The sequence below is a fragment of the Streptomyces sp. NPDC052036 genome, from assembly GCF_040680495.1.
In the GTDB taxonomy this organism is placed as follows: domain Bacteria; phylum Actinomycetota; class Actinomycetes; order Streptomycetales; family Streptomycetaceae; genus Streptomyces.
Window position 1 is genome coordinate 17,246 of sequence record NZ_JBFAWW010000024.1, and the last position, 16,526, is coordinate 33,771.

A 16,526-nucleotide genomic window follows, 5' to 3' on the forward strand; every position below is an offset into this window, starting at 1 on the left:
GCCCCGTTAATCACATGCGGTGGCGTCGGCGGTCCGTGAGACCCTTGAGGTATTACTGACCGCCGACCGAAAGCCTTGTAGTGACCGCCACGGACCGCTCTCTGGAACTCATCAACGCCGCCGCTCAGGCGGCCGCCGACAAGCTCGCGCACGACATCATCGCCTACGACGTCAGCGATGTGCTGTCGATCACCGACGCCTTCCTGCTGGCCTCCGCGCCCAACGACCGCCAGGTCAAGTCCATCGTCGACGAGATCGAGGAGCGGCTCCTCAAGGAACTCGGCGTCAAGCCGGTGCGCCGTGAGGGCGACCGCGAGGCCCGCTGGGTCCTGCTGGACTACGTCGACATCGTCGTGCACGTACAGCACAGCGAGGAGCGCGTCTTCTACGCCCTGGAGCGGCTGTGGAAGGACTGCCCCGAGCTGGAGCTGCCCGCCGAAGCCCAGGCCACCCGCGGCAAGGCCGAGGAGCACGCCCGGCTGCAGGCCGCCGGGGACGCCGCCGCGCTGAACGCCGAGCTGGGCGGGGAGCTGCGGTGACCGGCCCGGGCGCCGAGACCGGGAGGAAGGGCAGCGGCCGCCGCCTCATCCTGTGGCGCCACGGCCAGACGTCGTGGAACGTGGAGCGCCGTTTCCAGGGCTCCACGGACGTCGAGCTCACCGAGACCGGCGTCGGCCAGGCCCGCCGCTCCGCCCGCCTGCTCGCCTCCCTGAAGCCGGACGCCATCATCGCGTCCGACCTCAGGCGCGCCGCCGACACGGCCGCCGAGCTGGCCGCGCTCACCGGCCTGGAGGTCACCGCCGACGAGGGCCTGCGCGAGACGTACGCGGGCGTCTGGCAGGGGCTGACCCACGAGGAGATCATCGCCCGCTACGGCGACGAGTACGCCGCCTGGAAGCGTGGTGAGCCCGTCCGCCGGGGCGGCGGCGAACTGGAGACCGAGGTCGCCGACCGCGCCGCCCCCGTGGTGCTGCGGCACGCCGAGAAGCTCCCCGAGGACGGCACTCTCGTCGTGGTGAGCCACGGCGGCACGATCCGCACCACCATCGGCCGTCTCCTCGGTCTGGAGGCCCGCCACTGGGAGAGCCTCGGCGGTCTCTCCAACTGCTGCTGGTCGGTCCTCGGCGAGGGTGTGCGCGGCTGGCGACTTCTGGAGCACAACGCGGGCACCCTGCCGGAACCGGTCCTCGGCGACGACGACTGACACCGCCTCACCGGGCGCGGGACGCGGATTTCACTTTCTGGCAGGTCGCAGGCTAAAGTTCTTCTTGTTCGCCCCGCCGAGCGGGACGAAACACCGAGCGGCTTCGCCGCCGGGTAATGAGGGGCTATAGCTCAGTTGGTAGAGCGCCTGCATGGCATGCAGGAGGTCAGGAGTTCAATTCTCCTTAGCTCCACGGATCGGCACTCCTGAGTGCCAGAGATCGACAGAAGATCCCGTCCCACGAGGGGCGGGATTTTTTCTTGCCGGATTTCCGGCCACCCGTCACGTCCCGCTGTGTCCGGCCTCACACCGACCGGGGTCTGATCCGGCGTCACCTCATCGGTGCGGCGGAAAGGGACGCGACGGGCGGCCGGCCTGGCCGGCTCCCGGGCCGCGGCCCTCGGCACACCGTTCTCGAACTGCTTGAGTCACTTGGGGCCTCCGGGGCGTATACCTCTACAGACGCGCTCCTCCTGTGCACGTACACGCTGGCCCTGGCGGTCACGTCGGGGGCCGTGTCCGGACTGGTACGAAGGCGTCGCTGACCGTATTGGCCCGGCCGTGGCAGAATCAAACGGCCGGAAGGGGGCGCGGCCCGACGGGAGGGAGTAGCGATGCCTGCGAGCATCCGCGGGGAGGTCCACGATCTCCCCGCAGTGGCGGTGACACGTCGGAATGCGACCCTCCTCGACTGCCCTTACTGCGGCTCGGCCCATGTCGCCCAGGTCCTCGGCGACAACGGTGGCATCTCGTACGTGTGCACGGCCTGCGGCCACAGCTGGAGCTGATCGATGGGTGCACACAGGCGGAAGTGCGACTGGTGTGGCAGCGGCACACCGATTGTCCGGGACATGGAGCCGGTCAACCCGGACTACCAGTACTGGTGTGAGGAATGCGCGCGGGCGCTGATCATAAAAGGCGACCCGATCGAGACCTATCGGGAGCTGGAGGGCGAGCCGATCTACGGCCGCCTCCTCGACGAGCACTGCACGCTCAAACGGTTCTACTCGTTCGCCACGGCTTGACCCGGGGCGCGCCCGGCAACGGCCGCCGGCCCGCGTTCGCGCGCCCCACGGAAACGATTTGGTGTTCCACCCGGTGGACCGTGTAATGTTGGCGTCGCCGCCAGGGAGACCGGGCGGCACGGTGAAGACCCGGTTCCGCCGGGTGGCCACGAGGGGCTATAGCTCAGTTGGTAGAGCGCCTGCATGGCATGCAGGAGGTCAGGAGTTCAATTCTCCTTAGCTCCACAGGAGTTGAAGGCGGTCCATCCTCAGGATGGGCCGCCTTCGTCGTATGGACCGCCACCGGCCTCGTCGGAAGCGCCGCCTTCGCCCTGGGAGCCCGTGGAACGCCGACGGCGGGCCGCCCCTGAGAGGGGTGGCCCGCCGTCAGTGTCTTCGCGGTCGTACGCGGTCGTACGCGGTCGTACGCGGTCGTACGCGGCCGCGTCGGCCTCAGCGGCCGAGGGCCCGGCGTCCGCGGCCCTGCGACAGCACCGGGAGGTTGTTGCGGGACGGCGCCGACCGGGTGTCCTCCTCGATGCGCAGCGCGAGCGCGGGACAGCGGCGCACCGCCCGCAGCGCCTTGGCCTCCGCGTACAGCGGCACCGACGCCTGGGCGACCGTCGGGAAGCCGTCGGCTCCCAGTTCGAAGACCTCCGGGAGGATGTCCGCGCACAGGCCGTGGCCGCGGCACAGCGTCCAGTCGACGTAGATCTTCTGCCGGCTGGCGCCCGCCTCGGGCTCGGCCTGGCCGCCGCCTGGGATACCCGTGGGGGCCCGGCCGCCCTCGAAGAGCGGCAGCACGCCCTCCACGGGCCTGCCGCAGCCGTTGCCGAGGACATGCGCCGCGAGGTCGTCCGTGAAGGCCTTGATGGTCGATTCCAGGAACATCGCCGAGCCGTCGGGGTGCGAACAGGCACCACGTCTCTTCACGGCCTTGGCGACCTGCTTGAGGGCCTCCAGGGCGGCCGGACCGCCGCCGTTGAGGATGTCCTCCATACCGCGCGCCGCGGCGGGCAGTCCGAGGTAGCAGGGGCCGCACTGGCCCGCGCTCTCCTCGGCCAGCCACTTGGCCACCTGTAGCGATTCGCCGAGCGGACAGGTGTCCTGGCTGATGGGCAGGATCGCGCCGGCGCCGAGCGCGCCGCCGACGGCGTCCAGGTTGTTGCGCGAGATGATCGCCTCGTTGACGGTCGCCGCGTCGATCCACTTGCCGTGGTAGCCACCGGTCAGCACGCCCTGCGGGACCGGCGGGGCGCCGGCCAGCTGGAGCACGTAGCGCAGCGGGACGCCGGTGGGGACCTCGACCACCATGGGGCGGTTGACGGCGCCCGAGACGGTGAGCATCACGGTGCCCGGTTCGTCGTACAGGCCGGTGTTGCAGTAGCGCTCCGCACCGATCCGCGCGGCGATCGCCAGCTGGGCGAAGGTCTCGGCGTTCGACAGCAGGGTGGGTGCGCCGCCCACACCGCTCTGGGAGGCGCTGGTCTTGCGGCCGGGCGGGATGGCCGGCCCGCCGTCGATGGAGCGGACCAGCGACGCGGCGGCACCGGTGACCATGCGCACCGGGTTGCGCTGCACGCGCGCGCGTATCGGCGCGCCGCGGCGGTCGCTGAGGCCCCGCTCGGCCAGCGCCTGCTCCATCGAGCGTTCGGTGGAGGCCCGGGTCACGCCGACCACGAGCTGCCGGGCGCCGAGGGCCTCGGCGACCAGCAGCGCGCCGTCCAGGATGAGGTGCGGGGCACGGTTGATCAGCACCGTGTCCTTGCGGCAGGCCGGCTCGTCCTCGCTTCCGTTGACGACCACCACGGGCCTGATGCCCCGCCGGATGGCCGACTCGGCGACCGAGCGCAGCTTCTTGTGGAAGGGGAAACCGGCGCCGCCGCGCCCCTTCAGGGAGATCTGCTCGGCCAGTTGTGCGAGCTGTTCGCCGCCCACCGGTTCGAGCGGGCCGTGCACCTTGAGGTGCATCGGAAGGTCGAGTCTCTCGACAAGGTCAAAGCCCGACGTGAGCTGCGGAAGTCCGACCACGCGGACTTCCGGGACGTCGGGCAGGGCCTCGTTCACTTAAAAACCTCCGGAAGGCGCGTTCCAGGGTTCGCCGGTCCCCGGCGTGGAACCGGGGAGCGTTTCCGTCGCGGGACCGCTGTTGTACGTGTTGTTCGAGTTGTACGTGCCATGGGCGGCGTTCGTCTCACCCGTGTCGTACATCTCACTCGCGCCGTACCCGTTGTATCCCGAATTGCCGTAGGTCGGGATGTTGTAGCCGGTGTCCTGGAGCGGGTCGTACGCGGAGGGCGGCGCCTCGCCGACGGGTGGCGGGGAGGGGATCGGCCAGCTGCCGGAGGTGCTGCTCGCTCCGTCGACCCGGGGCATCGCCTCGGTGACCTGCATGTCGATGCGCTGGGTCGCGTCGGGGGTCATCGGGCCCTGTGCGGTCGGGGTGCCCGACATGGCCCGGTAGGCCGCCGCGAAGCCGTTGCCCGGCTCCGGGGTCATGGTGCGGGCAGGAGGGGCGTCGTAGGTGCGGGCAGGAGGGGCGTCGTAGAGGGGCGCGTCGTAGCGGGGTGCGGAGGGCTGCGGAGGGATCAGTCCCTCACTGCCGCCGCCACGGCCCGCGGAGCGCGCTCCGAAGCCCGCCAGAGCGGCCGCTGCCTCCGCGTTGCGGGCGCGGCTGGCGTCCAGCTCGTCCCGTCCGTACCGGTTGTCGGTCCCGATGATGGCGAAGATCTGGTCGGCGACCCTGCGCTTGAACGTGCGCGGGGCCGCACGCAGGCCCAGTGCCGCCATGACGCCGAGCAGGCACAGTTCGTACGACACCATGAAGAACGGCTTCGCCGCACGCCCCGCGAACAGGCCGTGGACCAGCGCGGCGCACCAGGACGGATAGGCCAGCATGTGCATCGCCCGCCAGCGCGCGGCGACCGGCGCCGGGGTGGCGAAGTTGCTGCGCAGGGCGCCGGTGACGCCGACGAAGATCATGAGCAGTCCGGCCAGGGAGCCGAGGCCGATGAGCCCGCCCGTGCCGCTGATGCCCGTGCTGAAGGGGATCAGTGCGGCGATCAGCACGGTGTGGTCGAGTGCCAGCTTGACTGTGATGTGCACCAGGAGGAACGCGATCGAGGCCACCGCGGTGGTCCGGTGCACGGCCTGCGCCACGATGCGCTGGCGGATGTTGAGGAAGATCCGGTCCTGGGCGACGAGTCCCCAGATCACGGAGCAGCTGAGGGAGACGAGCGCGAGAACGCCCGCTCCGAAGTTGAGGAAGTCCCGGACTGCGTTTCCGCCCGCGAGCACGACGACGGGTATGAGCAGCAGGACCACAGCCGACGCCACGCCGTAGGCCGAGCGGCCCGGCTTGGGTAGCGAGCTGTTACTACGTGGAGGGTTCATGGGGGCAACTCCGAACAGTTTCGGGAAGGCGGTCCCGCTGCCGCACTCTAAGGGGCTCCAAACCGAGCAGTACGAGGTTTGAGTTATTGCGTTGTTATCAAAGGGCGACGGGGCGGTGGCGATGTCCGAGTAGCTACTGTTACGCGAAGTAACAGTTGAACTTTGTTCAGCTTTTCGGGACCTTCACAACCTGACCGTCGGTGACTGAGTACGGTTCCGCCTCCCGTTGGGTTCAGTCGCCTTTGCATCCGGGCGTGCCGTCCCAAGCCCGTCGCGGTGCGCTACGGCCCTGGGGTACCCTGGCGCCATGCGTGCCGTACGCCTTCTGCTTAGCGGGCCGCGCTGATCAGTCCCGACCACCGGTGCATCGGATGGTCGGCATCGGCGCGGCGTCCCCTCCTGTGCGAGGGGATTTTTCGTTTCTTGGACACAGCCGCTGGCAGAGACGATCGATGGAGCTTTGAGGACCATGAGCGAGACGAACCCCGCTGCCCCCGCCGCCGCGTCGGCGGAGGCCGCGCCGCACCGCTACACGGCCGCCATGGCGGCCGAGATCGAGGCACGCTGGCAGGACTTCTGGGACGCCGAGGGCACCTACGAGGCGCCGAACCCCAAGGGTGACCTGGCCGGCGACCCGGAGCTGGTCGCCAGGCCCAAGAAGTTCATCATGGACATGTTCCCGTACCCCTCCGGTGCGGGCCTGCACGTCGGTCATCCCCTGGGCTACATCGCCACCGATGTCTTCGCCCGGTTCCAGCGCATGACCGGCCACAACGTCCTGCACACCCTGGGCTTCGACGCCTTCGGCCTGCCCGCCGAGCAGTACGCCGTGCAGACCGGCACGCACCCGCGCGTGTCCACCGAGGCCAACATCGAGAACATGAAGGCGCAGCTGCGCCGGCTGGGCCTGGGCCACGACAAGCGCCGGTCGTTCGCCACGATCGACCCGGACTACTACCGGTGGACCCAGTGGATCTTCCTGCAGATCTTCAACTCCTGGTACGACGAGGAGGCCCGCAAGGCCCGCCCCGTCTCCGAGCTGATCGCCCAGTTCGAGTCCGGCGAGCGCGCGGTACCCGGTGACCACGGGCGCGCGTGGAACGAGCTGACCGCCGCCGAGCGCGCCGACATCCTGAGCGAGTACCGCCTGGCCTACGCCTCCGACGCCCCCGTCAACTGGTGCCCCGGCCTGGGCACGGTCCTGGCGAACGAGGAGGTCACCGCCGAGGGCCGCTCCGAGCGCGGCAACTACCCGGTCTTCAAGGCCAAGCTGCGCCAGTGGAACATGCGCATCACCGCCTACGCCGACCGGCTGCTGGACGACCTGGACGGGCTGGACTGGCCCGAGGCCATCAAGCTGCAGCAGCGCAACTGGATCGGCCGCTCCGAGGGCGCCCGCGTCGACTTCCCGATCGACGGCGAGCACATCACGGTCTTCACCACGCGCCCGGACACCCTGTTCGGCGCCACCTACATGGTGCTGGCCCCCGAGCACCCGCTGGTCGACAAGTTCACCCCGGCCGCCTGGCCCGAAGGCACGCACGAGGTGTGGACCGGCGGGCACGCGACCCCGGCCGAGGCCGTCGCCGCGTACCGCTCGCAGGCCGGGGCCAAGTCCGACGTGGAGCGGCAGGCCGAGGCCAAGGAGAAGACCGGCGTCTTCACAGGCGCGTACGCGACCAACCCGGTCAACGGCGACCGCGTCCCCGTCTTCATCGCCGACTACGTCCTGATGGGCTACGGCACCGGCGCGATCATGGCCGTCCCGGCGGGCGACCAGCGCGACTTCGAGTTCGCCCGCGCCTTCGAGCTGCCGATCCACTGCATCGTCGAGCCGACCGACGGCCGGGGCACCGACACCTCGACGTGGGAGGACGCCTTCGGGTCGTACGACGCGAAGATCATCAACTCCTCCAACGACGACATCAGGCTGGACGGCCTGAGCGTCACCGACGCCAAGGCGCGCATCACCGAGTGGCTGGAGCGCAAGGGCATCGGCCAGGGCACCGTCAACTTCCGTCTGCGTGACTGGCTGTTCAGCCGCCAGCGCTACTGGGGCGAGCCCTTCCCGATCGTCTACGACGAGGACGGCGTCGCCCACGCGCTGCCCGAGTCGATGCTGCCGCTGGAGCTGCCCGAGGTCGAGGACTACTCGCCGCGCACCTTCGACCCGGACGACGCCGACACACAGCCGGAGACCCCGCTGTCGCGCAACGAGGAATGGGTCAACGTCACCCTGGACCTGGGCGACGGGCCGAAGAAGTACCGCCGCGAGACCAACACCATGCCCAACTGGGCCGGTTCCTGCTGGTACGAGCTGCGCTACCTGGACCCGCACAACAGCGAGAAGCTGGTCGACCCGGAGATCGAGCGCTACTGGATGGGTCCGCGCGAGGGCATGCCGCACGGCGGTGTCGACCTGTACGTCGGCGGCGCCGAGCACGCCGTGCTGCACCTGCTGTACGCGCGCTTCTGGTCCAAGGTCCTGTTCGACCTGGGCCACATCTCGTCGCCCGAGCCGTTCCACAAGCTGTTCAACCAGGGCATGATCCAGGCCTACGTCTACCGCGACAGCCGTGGCATCGCGGTGCCGGCCGCCGAGGTGGAGGAGCGCGACGGCGCGTACTACTACCAGGGCGAGAAGGTCACCCGGCTGCTGGGCAAGATGGGCAAGTCCCTGAAGAACGCGGTCACTCCGGACGAGATCGCCGCCGAGTACGGGGCCGACACGCTGCGCCTGTACGAGATGGCGATGGGTCCGCTGGACGTGTCGCGGCCGTGGGACACGCGCGCGGTGGTGGGCCAGTTCCGGCTGCTGCAGCGGCTGTGGCGCAACGTGATCGACGAGACGACCGGCGAGGTCACCGTCGTCGACGCCGAGGACGCCGACATCGACGCGGACACCCTGCGCGCGCTGCACAAGGCGGTCGACGGCGTGCGCCAGGACCTGGAGGGGCTGCGGTTCAACACCGCCATCGCCAAGATCACCGAGCTGAACAACCACCTGACCAAGGCGGGCGTGGCGCTGCCGCGTCCGGTCGCCGAGGCCGTGGTGCTGCTGATCGCGCCGCTGGCCCCGCACATCGCCGAGGAGCTGTGGCGCCGGCTGGGCCACACCGACTCGGTCGTCCACCGGGACCTGCCGGTCGCCGACCCGGCGTATGTCGTGGACGAGACCGTGACCTGCGTGGTCCAGGTCAAGGGCAAGGTCAAGGCGCGCCTGGAGGTGCCCCCCTCGATCTCCGACGAGGAGCTGGAGAAGGTGGCGCTGGCCGATGAGAAGGTGGTCGCCGCGCTGGGCGGTGCCGGGATTCGCAAGGTGATCGTGCGCGCGCCGAAGCTGGTGAACATCGTCACGGCGTAACCGCCGGCGGCCGGCCCGGTCCACGACGGTCACCGTCACGGCCGGGGTGCCGGTCCCGGCCGCGGTGTCGGGGTAGTTCCCTAAGGGCAGGTTCGGGGTTCTGACGGAACCCCGGACCTGCCTGCTGCGTTTACCGTGGAGAGCGGTGCAGCCACCGTCATGGCCGGCCGGAGGAGGAGCGTCGTGGAAACCGTGCTGACCGTCATCGCGCTCCTGTTCGTCCTGTGCGTCGCGCTCGGGGTGTATGCGACGGTGAAGGCGGTCGGCGCCGCCAAACGCGGCGTGGACCGCACGATCGCCCAGGCCCGGCGCACGGTCGAGGACACCACCCTGCGTGCCAGAACCCTCGCCCAGCCGGGTCCGGCAGGTGAGCTCGCGCAGCTCCGCCTGACACTGCGCACATCGATGCGGGCCACCCAGGACGCGCTGGACGCGGGGGTGACCGAGGACGAGTCGCTGAAGGAGTCGCTGGGCCTCTTCGAGCGCCTCAGCGTGCACGGACGCGAACTGGACGCCGAGCTGCGCCGCCTGGAGACCGAGCCGGACCGGGGCACGCTCGCCTCGCGGCTGCCCGACCTGCGCGAGCGCACGGAGCGGATCACACGGTCCGCGGACGCGCTGCGCTGGGCGGCACACGACCGGGCGCGCCGGTTCGCGGACGACGACCTGGACACCCTGAGCGCGCAGATCGACGTGGAGGCGGGCGCGTTGCGCCACTGGACCAAGGAGCGGCCGGCGTCGTCCGCCACCCCCTGGCCACAGGCACAGGCGCCCGAGGCCGCCGGCCCGCAGACCTGGCCGGAGACACCCGAGTCCCGTGCGACGCACGGGCCGTCCCGCCCCTCGCTCACCCCGCCCGGACAACGGCCCGTACACCCCTGGCAGAGAAAGCCCCGGCCCGAGAGCACCACATGATTCCGCCAAGGTACGACCAGGTCGGAGGGGCCGGACTGCCCCCCGCGCGTTCCGGCAGGTAACCTCCAGCACATGTCCCGCCATGTCGCTGTCGTCACCGATTCAACGGCCTATCTGCCGCCGCGGACGATCGAGCGCCACGGCATCACCGCGGTGCCGCTCACGGTGGTCCTGGGTGACCGGGCGCTCGAAGAGGGGACCGAGATCTCGGCCCGCTCCCTGGCCCAGGCCCTGCAGAAGCGACGGCCCGTCACCACGTCACGGCCCAGCCCCGAGACGTTCGCCGAGACCTACCGCAAGGTCGCCGAGGCGGGCGCGACCGACATCGTCTCGCTGCACCTGTCCTCCGAGCTCTCGGGAACGTACGACGCCGCCGTGCTGGCCGGGCGCAATGCCCCGGTGCCGGTACGGGTGGTGGACACCGGGATGGTCGCGATGGCCCTCGGCTTCTGCGCGTTGGCCGCCGCGGAGATCGCGGAGGCGGGGGGCACGGTCGACGAGGCGGTCACCGCCGCGCAGAAGCGGGCCGCGGACACTTCCGCCTACTTCTACGTCGACACGCTGGACTATCTCCGGCGGGGCGGCCGGATCGGGGCCGCACAGGCGCTGCTGGGCTCGGCGCTCGCGGTGAAGCCGCTGCTGCAGCTGAACAGCGGACGTATCGAGCTGCTGGAGAAGGTGCGCACGGCGTCCAAGGCGATCGCCCGCCTGGAGGAGATCGTGGCGGAGCGCGCGGGCAGCGGGCAGGTCGACATCGCGGTCCACCATCTCGCCGCCCCCGAGCGGGCGTCGGCCCTCGCGGACCGCCTGGGCGCACGGGTGCCCGGTCTGGGCGATCTGCATGTGAGCGAGGTCGGCGCGGTGATCGGGGCGCACACGGGGCCCGGACTGCTCGGGGTCGTGGTGTCGCCGCGGTGACTGCCCCTCCCTCGCGTGGGTGACGGAGTTATCCACAACTGGCAAGTAGTCCCCGGGAATTGACCAAGATCATCGCGAGGTCGGCGGTCTGGCCGATCCTCGCCGTATGGCACTTCGATCACGTTCACGCACGGTTGTCCCCACCAGCGGTCCGGGCCGCGGCCCCGGCTCCGACAGCCGCACCCGCCATCGCCCGCAACCCGCGCGGGTAGGTCCGCGGCGGCATCACAGGACCCCCTCGGCCGACACACTGCGCCTGCGCGCGGAGGCACTCTTCGCCCCGGCACCGACGGACGGGCGAACAGGGGGGAACGGCCCGCCGGGGATGGATCCGGCGGAGAAACCGGAAGTCTTCCCGGCGGCCGGCGGCCTGGCCCTCCCGGCGGCCGACGCCCCTGCCGTCCCTGCCGCCCCCGAGCCCCTGGGGACGGGCATGGCGTGGCGGGAGCGGTTGGGTCCCGCTCTGCGGGAGCGGATGCCCCTGTGGCTGCAGTCGAGGTGCGGTCTGGAACGCAGGAGCGTGGCCGCGCTGGGGGTGTTGCTCGTGGTGGCCGTGGTCTTCGCAGCGCAGCACTTCTGGTCCGGCCGGACGCAGCAGGTGCCCGCACCGGAGGTGGTACGGGCGGCGGCGCCGTACGGAGCCCCGGACGCACGCGCAGCCAAGCGGTCCGCGGAGCCCGTGGCAACGCCGGGCCCCCGGCCTGCGGGCGGGACCGGGCCGCCGGGTGCGGTGGTCGTCGTGGATGTCGCCGGCAAGGTGCGCAGGCCCGGACTGCTGAGGCTCCCGGCCGGGTCCCGGGTCGCGGACGCCCTGCGGGCGGCGGGCGGGGTGCGCCCGGGCACGGACACCGACGGCCTCAACCGGGCCCGGCTGCTGGTGGACGGCGAGCAGATCGTGGTGGGCGGCCCCGCACCCGCGCCGGGTCCGGACCCGGCGGCTGCGGCCACCGGCCGCTCCTCGGCCGGTACGGCACCCGCCGGTCCGGTTTCCCTCGGCACGGCGACCGTGGACCAGCTCGACACGCTGCCCGGGGTGGGACCCGTGCTGGCCCAGCACATCATCGACTACCGCTCCCAGCACGGCGGATTCCGCTCGGTCGACGAACTCCGCGAGGTCAACGGCATCGGCGAGCGCCGCTTCGCCGACCTACGGAATCTCGTCCGGCCATGAGCCCGCCGCAGAACCTGCGCGACATGGCCCCCAGCTCGCTCGGGGAGGCACACCCCCGCCAGGAGGGGCCGGTGGATCTGCGGCTGGCGGGGCCCGCGGCGGGAGCCTGGGCCGCGACCGCCTGGGCCCTGGGCGCGCCGTTCGGACGGGTCGCCGTCGTGGTGGTCGTCGCCCTGGCCGCGGCCGGAGGGCTGCTGCTGGTGGTGGTGCGCAGGGGCGAGGCCGGAGTCGGTCGCCGCCGGGTCCGGGGCTCGCGGTCGACGGTGTCCGCGGCGGCAGCCCTGCTCTGCGTCGCGGCAGCGGCGGCCTCCGCCGGGTTGCAGGCGGCGGATCTGCGGCGGGGGCCGATTCCCGCGCTGGCGCGTCGGCATGCCGAGGTGACCGCGGACATCGAGGTCACCTCCGATCCACGGCTCACCAGGCCCAGGCTCACGGGGGATCACCCGACGCCGATCGCCGTGCTGCTCGACGGAGAGGTCCGGCGGCTGACGAAGGCGGACGGAACGGTGGTGCTGACCCGGACGCCGGTGCTGATGGTCGTCGACCTGAACACCCGTGCGGCCCGGCGCGGTTCGGCGGACGCGACCGGGGGAGCCGTGCGGTCCCCGTGGCTGGCTCTGCTGCCCTCCACACGGGTGCGGGTCACCGCCGCGTTGGCCCCCGCGCTGACCGGAGGCGAGCGCGTCGCCGCCGTGGTGCGCCTACGAGACGCACCGCCCCAGGTGGTGAACGGCCCGTCCCCGGCGCAGCGGTGGGCAGGACGGTTACGGGCCGGGCTGCGTACGGCGACCGACGGGCTCGATCCGGACGCGCGGGCGCTGCTGCCCGCACTGGTCGTCGGAGACACCTCACGGGTCGCGCCCGAGCTGGACGACGCCTTCGAGCGGACGGATCTCGTGCATCTGCTCGCGGTGAGCGGGGGCAACTTCACGATCCTGCTGGCCCTGATCGTCGGCCCGGCCGGGCTGGCGCAGCGCGCGGAGCGCCGGGGGCTCGCGCCCCGGCTCGGTATCCCGCTCCGGGGAACGGCACTGCTCGGCGGAGTGCTCACACTCGGGTTCGTGGTCGTGTGTCGGCCGGACCCGAGTGTGCTGCGGGCCGCGGCCTGCGGGGCGATCACTCTGCTCGCCCTCGCGACCGGGCGCCGTAGATCCCTGATTCCCGCGCTGGCCGCGGCGGTGCTGCTGTTGGTGCTCTGGGAGCCCTGGCTCGCCCGGAGCTACGGATTTCTGCTCTCCGTGCTGGCGACCGGTGCCCTGCTCACCGTCGCCCCGCGCTGGAGCGCGGCGGTGCAGCGGCGGCGTGTGCCGCCGCGACCGGCCGAGGCGCTGGCCGCCGCGGCCGCCGCGCAGGCGCTGTGCGCGCCGGTCGTCGTGGTGCTGTCGGCGCGGGTGAGCCTGGTCGCGGTGCCGTGCAATCTGCTCGCGGAGTTCGCCGTGGCCCCGGCCACCGTGCTGGGGTTCGCCGCGCTGGCGGCGGCACCGGTGACGATGCAGGCCGCCAAGGGAATCGCGTGGTGCGCGAGTTGGCCCGCCGGATGGATCGCGGACATCGCGCGCACCGGTGCCTCGCTGCCGGGCGGCGCGGTGGACTGGCCGGGCAGCTGGGCCGGAGCGGCGCTGCTGGCGGTGGTGACGGGGGCCGTCGTCCTCGTCGGCCGGCGGCTGCTGCGGCGCCCCTGGGCAGCCGGGATCTGTGCCGCGGTGCTGCTGCTCGTGGTGGTGCGGCCGCCGCCGCTGACCCGGGTGATCACCGGGTGGCCGCCGCCGGGCTGGCGGTTCGCGATGTGTGACGTGGGGCAGGGAGACGCGACTGTGCTCGCGGCGGGCCGGGGCACGGCGGTGGTCGTGGACACCGGTCCCGATCCGGTGCTGGTCGACCGATGCCTGAGCGCACTCGGAGTCACCCGCATCCCCCTGCTCGTGCTGACCCACTTCCACGCCGACCATGTGGCCGGGCTGCCGGGAGTGCTGCGCGGCCGGTCGGTGGGGGCGATCGAGACAACCGGGTTCGAGGAGCCGCCGGAACAGGCGGCGTTCGTCCGCGCCCGGGCGGCGGCCCGGCACATCCCGGTGACGCGGGCCCTGGCCGGGGAGCGCCGCCGTGTCAACGCCCTCGACTGGCGGGTGCTGTGGCCACCGCCGGACCCGGCCCCCTCGCCGGACGGTCCGAACGACGCGAGCGTCGTCCTGTCCGTACGGTCGGCGAGCCTGACCCTGCTCCTGCTCGGCGACCTCGAACCTCCCGCGCAGGAGGCCCTGTTGAGATCGCCCGAGGGCGCCGGACTGGGGCCCGTGGACGTGCTCAAGGTCGCTCACCACGGGTCGGCTTTCCAATCCCCCGAGTTGATACGGAGGATCGCGCCGCGCCTCGCGTTGATCTCTTGCGGCAGGGACAACCCGTACGGCCATCCGGCATCGAGCACGGTCGCGGCCCTGCGGGACGAGGGCGCGCTCGTGCTACGGACGGACCGGGACGGCGCGATCGCGGTCGTCGGAGCGGGCGGTGAGCTGAGCGTCGCGAGAGACTGAGGCCATGGATTCCGCACAGGTTGACGCGTATCTCGACAGGATCGGCTCGGACCGTCCCGCATGGCCCACCATCGAGGTGCTGCGTGAGCTGCACCTCCGTCATCTGCAGACCGTCCCCTTCGAGAACCTGTCGGTTCATCTCAGCGAGGAGATCGTGCTGGAGGAGAAGCGCCTGTTCGACAAGATCGTCGGGGCTCGCCGAGGCGGCTTCTGCTACGAACTCAACGGAGCGTTCGCGGCGTTGCTGGTGGCACTCGGCTTCGACGTCACGCTGCTCGCGGGGCGGGTCCACGGGGAGAAGGGGCGGCTCGGGGTGCCGTACGACCACCTGGTGTTGCGGGTGCGGACGGTGGACGGGGGTGACTGGCTGGCCGACGTCGGGTTCGGGGCGCACAGCCACTTTCCGCTGGAGCTCGGGGCGCGGGGCGAGCAGCGGGATCCGGGCGGTGTGTTCCGGGTGATCGAGGCCGGGGCGGACGCGGCGGGGGTACGAGGAGGCGGGGGTTCGGCGGAGTCCTCGGACCTTGATGTGCTGCGGGACGGCACGCCGCGGTACCGGCTGGAGATGCGCCCGCGGGTGCTCGATGACTTTGTGAGCGGGGCCTGGTGGCACACCACCTCGCCGGTCTCGCACTTCGTGCGCTCGCTGGTGTGTTCACGGGTCACCGAGGACGGAGGACGGATCACGCTCAGCGACCGCCGTCTCACGGTGACCGCTCCGGACGGGCGGAAGGAGGTGTCGGACCTGGCGAGCGACGAGGAGGCGCTGGAGGTGTACCGGGAGCGGTTCGGGATCGTCCTGGAGCGGCTGCCGACGGTGCGGCAGGGCGGTCGGGACGACTGATCCGGCCACGACGTCAGGACGTGACGACGACGGCGCGTTCCGTGCGCGGGGCGGTCTGGCTCCCGGGGGCGCACCCCGGCGTCGGCGGTGTCCTTTCGTAGCGGAAAATGGCCGGGTGAGCGATGTGAGACATGTGCTGGTGCTGCCCGACCGCGACGCGGCGGAAGAGGCAGCGGAGGCACTCGGGGAGCGGTTCGCCCTGGATGAGGAACCGCGGATCGTACGGGACGCGCTGGCCGGTGAGGACGACGCCGAGGACGCGCAGTGGCTGGTGGTGCTGCGGGACGAGGACGAACGTCTCGCCCCGGAGGCGCTGGACACCTTCGCGGCCGAGTGGGACGGCTGGCGCGAGGAGCCTTAGGCCGCTCCCGCGCAGCCAGCCGTCAGCGCACGCGTTGTTGTGCTTTGGTGCTGCCGGTGGTGTTGGCCGGGGCCCCAGATGGGGCGGCGGCCGGCCGGTCCTGGTCCAGGTGCCCGCTCGGTCCTCGTGGTGCTCCGGTGTCGGCACTGGCGGTGGCGGGCCCAGGTGAGCAAGGCCAGCACACCCGTCAGCAGCGCCGCGTTGGCGCCGTACTTGGCCACGGGAGACACAGTGCCCAGCGGCTCGACCGCGAAGGAGAGTCCCACGTTGACCAGCAGGGCCGCGCTGCTGATGGCCAGTACATGGGCAGGGCCCCAGGAGGCTCGAGCAGAGTACGCCAGTATCAGTCCGCCGAGCAGTGCCGGCGCCAGCATGTCCGCGAACACACCCGGCCAGGTCGGCGGACGCAACTGGTGCACCAGCAGCAGCGCCCCGGCGAGCACCGCGGCCGCCCACGGCGGCCGTAGAGCACGGCCACGATGCCGATGCCGATGCCGATGTCGATGCCGATCCGGCCGAGCCACGGCCGCGTGGCGCAGCGCGGCGTGCAGGCCTCGACCACGGCGATCGGTGCCGCGAAGCTCCAGATCACATGTCCAGCCAGGAAGGTCAGGGGTGGTCCTGCGCTGATGCCCAGGACCGGTAGCAGTGTGGCTGCCCGCTCGCGGGGCCAGGAGGGCTCGTCGACGACGTGCGGGTTGAACAGGCTCTGGTCGATCAGCCCGGCCTCCACCAGCCCGAGGGCGGCACTCAGCAGCAGGATCGTGGGCCAGCCGCGGCCGGTGCGGCGGGTGACCTCGCGGATCAGCACAGTGGGTGCC

General features: G+C 71.7%; 15 protein-coding genes and 2 tRNA genes. 13 read left to right on the forward strand and 4 right to left on the reverse strand.

The window, feature by feature from the left end; genetic code table 11:
* The first annotated feature begins 80 nt into the window (after positions 1-80).
* The 6 genes from rsfS to AB0L95_RS28085 all read left to right on the forward strand — a co-directional run bounded on the left by rsfS (position 81) and on the right by AB0L95_RS28085 (position 2,454).
* Complete coding sequence (rsfS, locus tag AB0L95_RS28060) at positions 81-539, forward strand: ribosome silencing factor (RefSeq protein ID WP_365165952.1); 459 nt, start codon at positions 81-83, stop codon at positions 537-539.
* Positions 536-1,204 (forward strand): histidine phosphatase family protein, encoded by a 669-nt coding sequence (locus AB0L95_RS28065; RefSeq protein WP_365165955.1) that lies wholly within the window; start codon positions 536-538, stop codon positions 1,202-1,204. Before rsfS ends, AB0L95_RS28065 begins: the two co-directional genes overlap by 4 nt.
* Before the next feature lie 120 nt (positions 1,205-1,324).
* Positions 1,325-1,397: transfer RNA gene (locus tag AB0L95_RS28070), tRNA-Ala, on the forward strand.
* Positions 1,398-1,818: 421 nt separating this feature from the next.
* Positions 1,819-1,992: a hypothetical protein gene (locus AB0L95_RS28075; RefSeq protein WP_365165957.1), complete on the forward strand. Its 174-nt coding sequence runs from the start codon at positions 1,819-1,821 to the stop codon at positions 1,990-1,992.
* 3 nt (positions 1,993-1,995) lie between these two features.
* On the forward strand, positions 1,996-2,229 hold the full coding sequence (locus tag AB0L95_RS28080; RefSeq protein ID WP_016643127.1) for a hypothetical protein: 234 nt from the start codon (positions 1,996-1,998) through the stop codon (positions 2,227-2,229).
* A 152-nt stretch (positions 2,230-2,381) separates the two neighbouring features.
* Positions 2,382-2,454 (forward strand) — tRNA-Ala (locus AB0L95_RS28085).
* 207 nt (positions 2,455-2,661) lie between these two features.
* On the opposite strand, the gene AB0L95_RS28090 is transcribed toward AB0L95_RS28085, so the two are convergent.
* Positions 2,662-4,275: an NADH-ubiquinone oxidoreductase-F iron-sulfur binding region domain-containing protein gene (locus AB0L95_RS28090; protein WP_365165960.1), complete on the reverse strand. Its 1,614-nt coding sequence runs from the start codon at positions 4,273-4,275 to the stop codon at positions 2,662-2,664.
* A complete protein-coding gene (locus tag AB0L95_RS28095; RefSeq protein ID WP_365165963.1) occupies positions 4,276-5,601 on the reverse strand; it encodes a cytochrome b/b6 domain-containing protein in 1,326 nt (441 codons plus the stop codon).
* A gap of 469 nt (positions 5,602-6,070) precedes the next feature.
* Between AB0L95_RS28095 and leuS the strand changes: the two genes are divergently transcribed.
* From leuS to AB0L95_RS28130, 7 genes are all read left to right on the forward strand, one after another.
* Positions 6,071-8,965: a leucine--tRNA ligase gene (gene leuS / locus AB0L95_RS28100; protein WP_365165965.1), complete on the forward strand. Its 2,895-nt coding sequence runs from the start codon at positions 6,071-6,073 to the stop codon at positions 8,963-8,965.
* Positions 8,966-9,148: 183 nt separating this feature from the next.
* Positions 9,149-9,880, forward strand: a complete 732-nt coding sequence (locus AB0L95_RS28105; RefSeq protein ID WP_365165968.1) for a hypothetical protein — start codon at positions 9,149-9,151, stop codon at positions 9,878-9,880.
* Between the two features lie 72 nt (positions 9,881-9,952).
* Positions 9,953-10,798 carry a DegV family protein gene (locus AB0L95_RS28110; protein WP_365165970.1) on the forward strand — a complete coding sequence of 282 codons (846 nt, stop codon included), beginning with the start codon at positions 9,953-9,955 and terminating at the stop codon, positions 10,796-10,798.
* A 106-nt stretch (positions 10,799-10,904) separates the two neighbouring features.
* On the forward strand, positions 10,905-11,969 hold the full coding sequence (locus tag AB0L95_RS28115) for a ComEA family DNA-binding protein (RefSeq protein WP_365165972.1): 1,065 nt from the start codon (positions 10,905-10,907) through the stop codon (positions 11,967-11,969).
* Entirely contained in the window at positions 11,966-14,500 is a 2,535-nt protein-coding gene (locus AB0L95_RS28120) for a ComEC/Rec2 family competence protein (protein ID WP_365165975.1), read from the forward strand. The genes AB0L95_RS28115 and AB0L95_RS28120 overlap by 4 nt, the downstream gene beginning before the upstream one ends.
* 4 nt (positions 14,501-14,504) lie before the next feature.
* Positions 14,505-15,344, forward strand: a complete 840-nt coding sequence (locus tag AB0L95_RS28125; RefSeq protein WP_365165977.1) for an arylamine N-acetyltransferase — start codon at positions 14,505-14,507, stop codon at positions 15,342-15,344.
* Between the two features lie 115 nt (positions 15,345-15,459).
* Entirely contained in the window at positions 15,460-15,705 is a 246-nt protein-coding gene (locus AB0L95_RS28130; RefSeq protein ID WP_365165979.1) for a hypothetical protein, read from the forward strand.
* On the opposite strand, the gene AB0L95_RS28135 is transcribed toward AB0L95_RS28130, so the two are convergent.
* Positions 15,702-16,079 (reverse strand): hypothetical protein, encoded by a 378-nt coding sequence (locus tag AB0L95_RS28135; RefSeq protein WP_365165982.1) that lies wholly within the window; start codon positions 16,077-16,079, stop codon positions 15,702-15,704. The genes AB0L95_RS28130 and AB0L95_RS28135 overlap by 4 nt on opposite strands.
* On the reverse strand, positions 16,049-16,516 hold the full coding sequence (locus tag AB0L95_RS28140; RefSeq protein ID WP_365165985.1) for a hypothetical protein: 468 nt from the start codon (positions 16,514-16,516) through the stop codon (positions 16,049-16,051). The genes AB0L95_RS28135 and AB0L95_RS28140 overlap by 31 nt, the downstream gene beginning before the upstream one ends.
* Positions 16,517-16,526: the final 10 nt, after the last annotated feature.

Excerpts from the sequence above, each read along its gene's own strand:
- AB0L95_RS28075 (WP_365165957.1), top strand. The coding sequence starts at position 1,819 with ATGCCTGCGAGCATCCGCGGGGAGGTCCACGATCTCCCCGCAGTGGCG.
- AB0L95_RS28080 (WP_016643127.1), top strand. The coding sequence starts at position 1,996 with ATGGGTGCACACAGGCGGAAGTGCGACTGGTGTGGCAGCGGCACACCG.
- AB0L95_RS28095 (WP_365165963.1), bottom strand. The coding sequence starts at position 5,601 with ATGAACCCTCCACGTAGTAACAGCTCGCTACCCAAGCCGGGCCGCTCG.
- leuS (WP_365165965.1), top strand. The coding sequence starts at position 6,071 with ATGAGCGAGACGAACCCCGCTGCCCCCGCCGCCGCGTCGGCGGAGGCC.
- AB0L95_RS28110 (WP_365165970.1), top strand. The coding sequence starts at position 9,953 with ATGTCCCGCCATGTCGCTGTCGTCACCGATTCAACGGCCTATCTGCCG.
- AB0L95_RS28115 (WP_365165972.1), top strand. The coding sequence starts at position 10,905 with ATGGCACTTCGATCACGTTCACGCACGGTTGTCCCCACCAGCGGTCCG.
- AB0L95_RS28120 (WP_365165975.1), top strand. The coding sequence starts at position 11,966 with ATGAGCCCGCCGCAGAACCTGCGCGACATGGCCCCCAGCTCGCTCGGG.
- AB0L95_RS28125 (WP_365165977.1), top strand. The coding sequence starts at position 14,505 with ATGGATTCCGCACAGGTTGACGCGTATCTCGACAGGATCGGCTCGGAC.
- AB0L95_RS28135 (WP_365165982.1), bottom strand. The coding sequence starts at position 16,079 with ATGCTGGCGCCGGCACTGCTCGGCGGACTGATACTGGCGTACTCTGCT.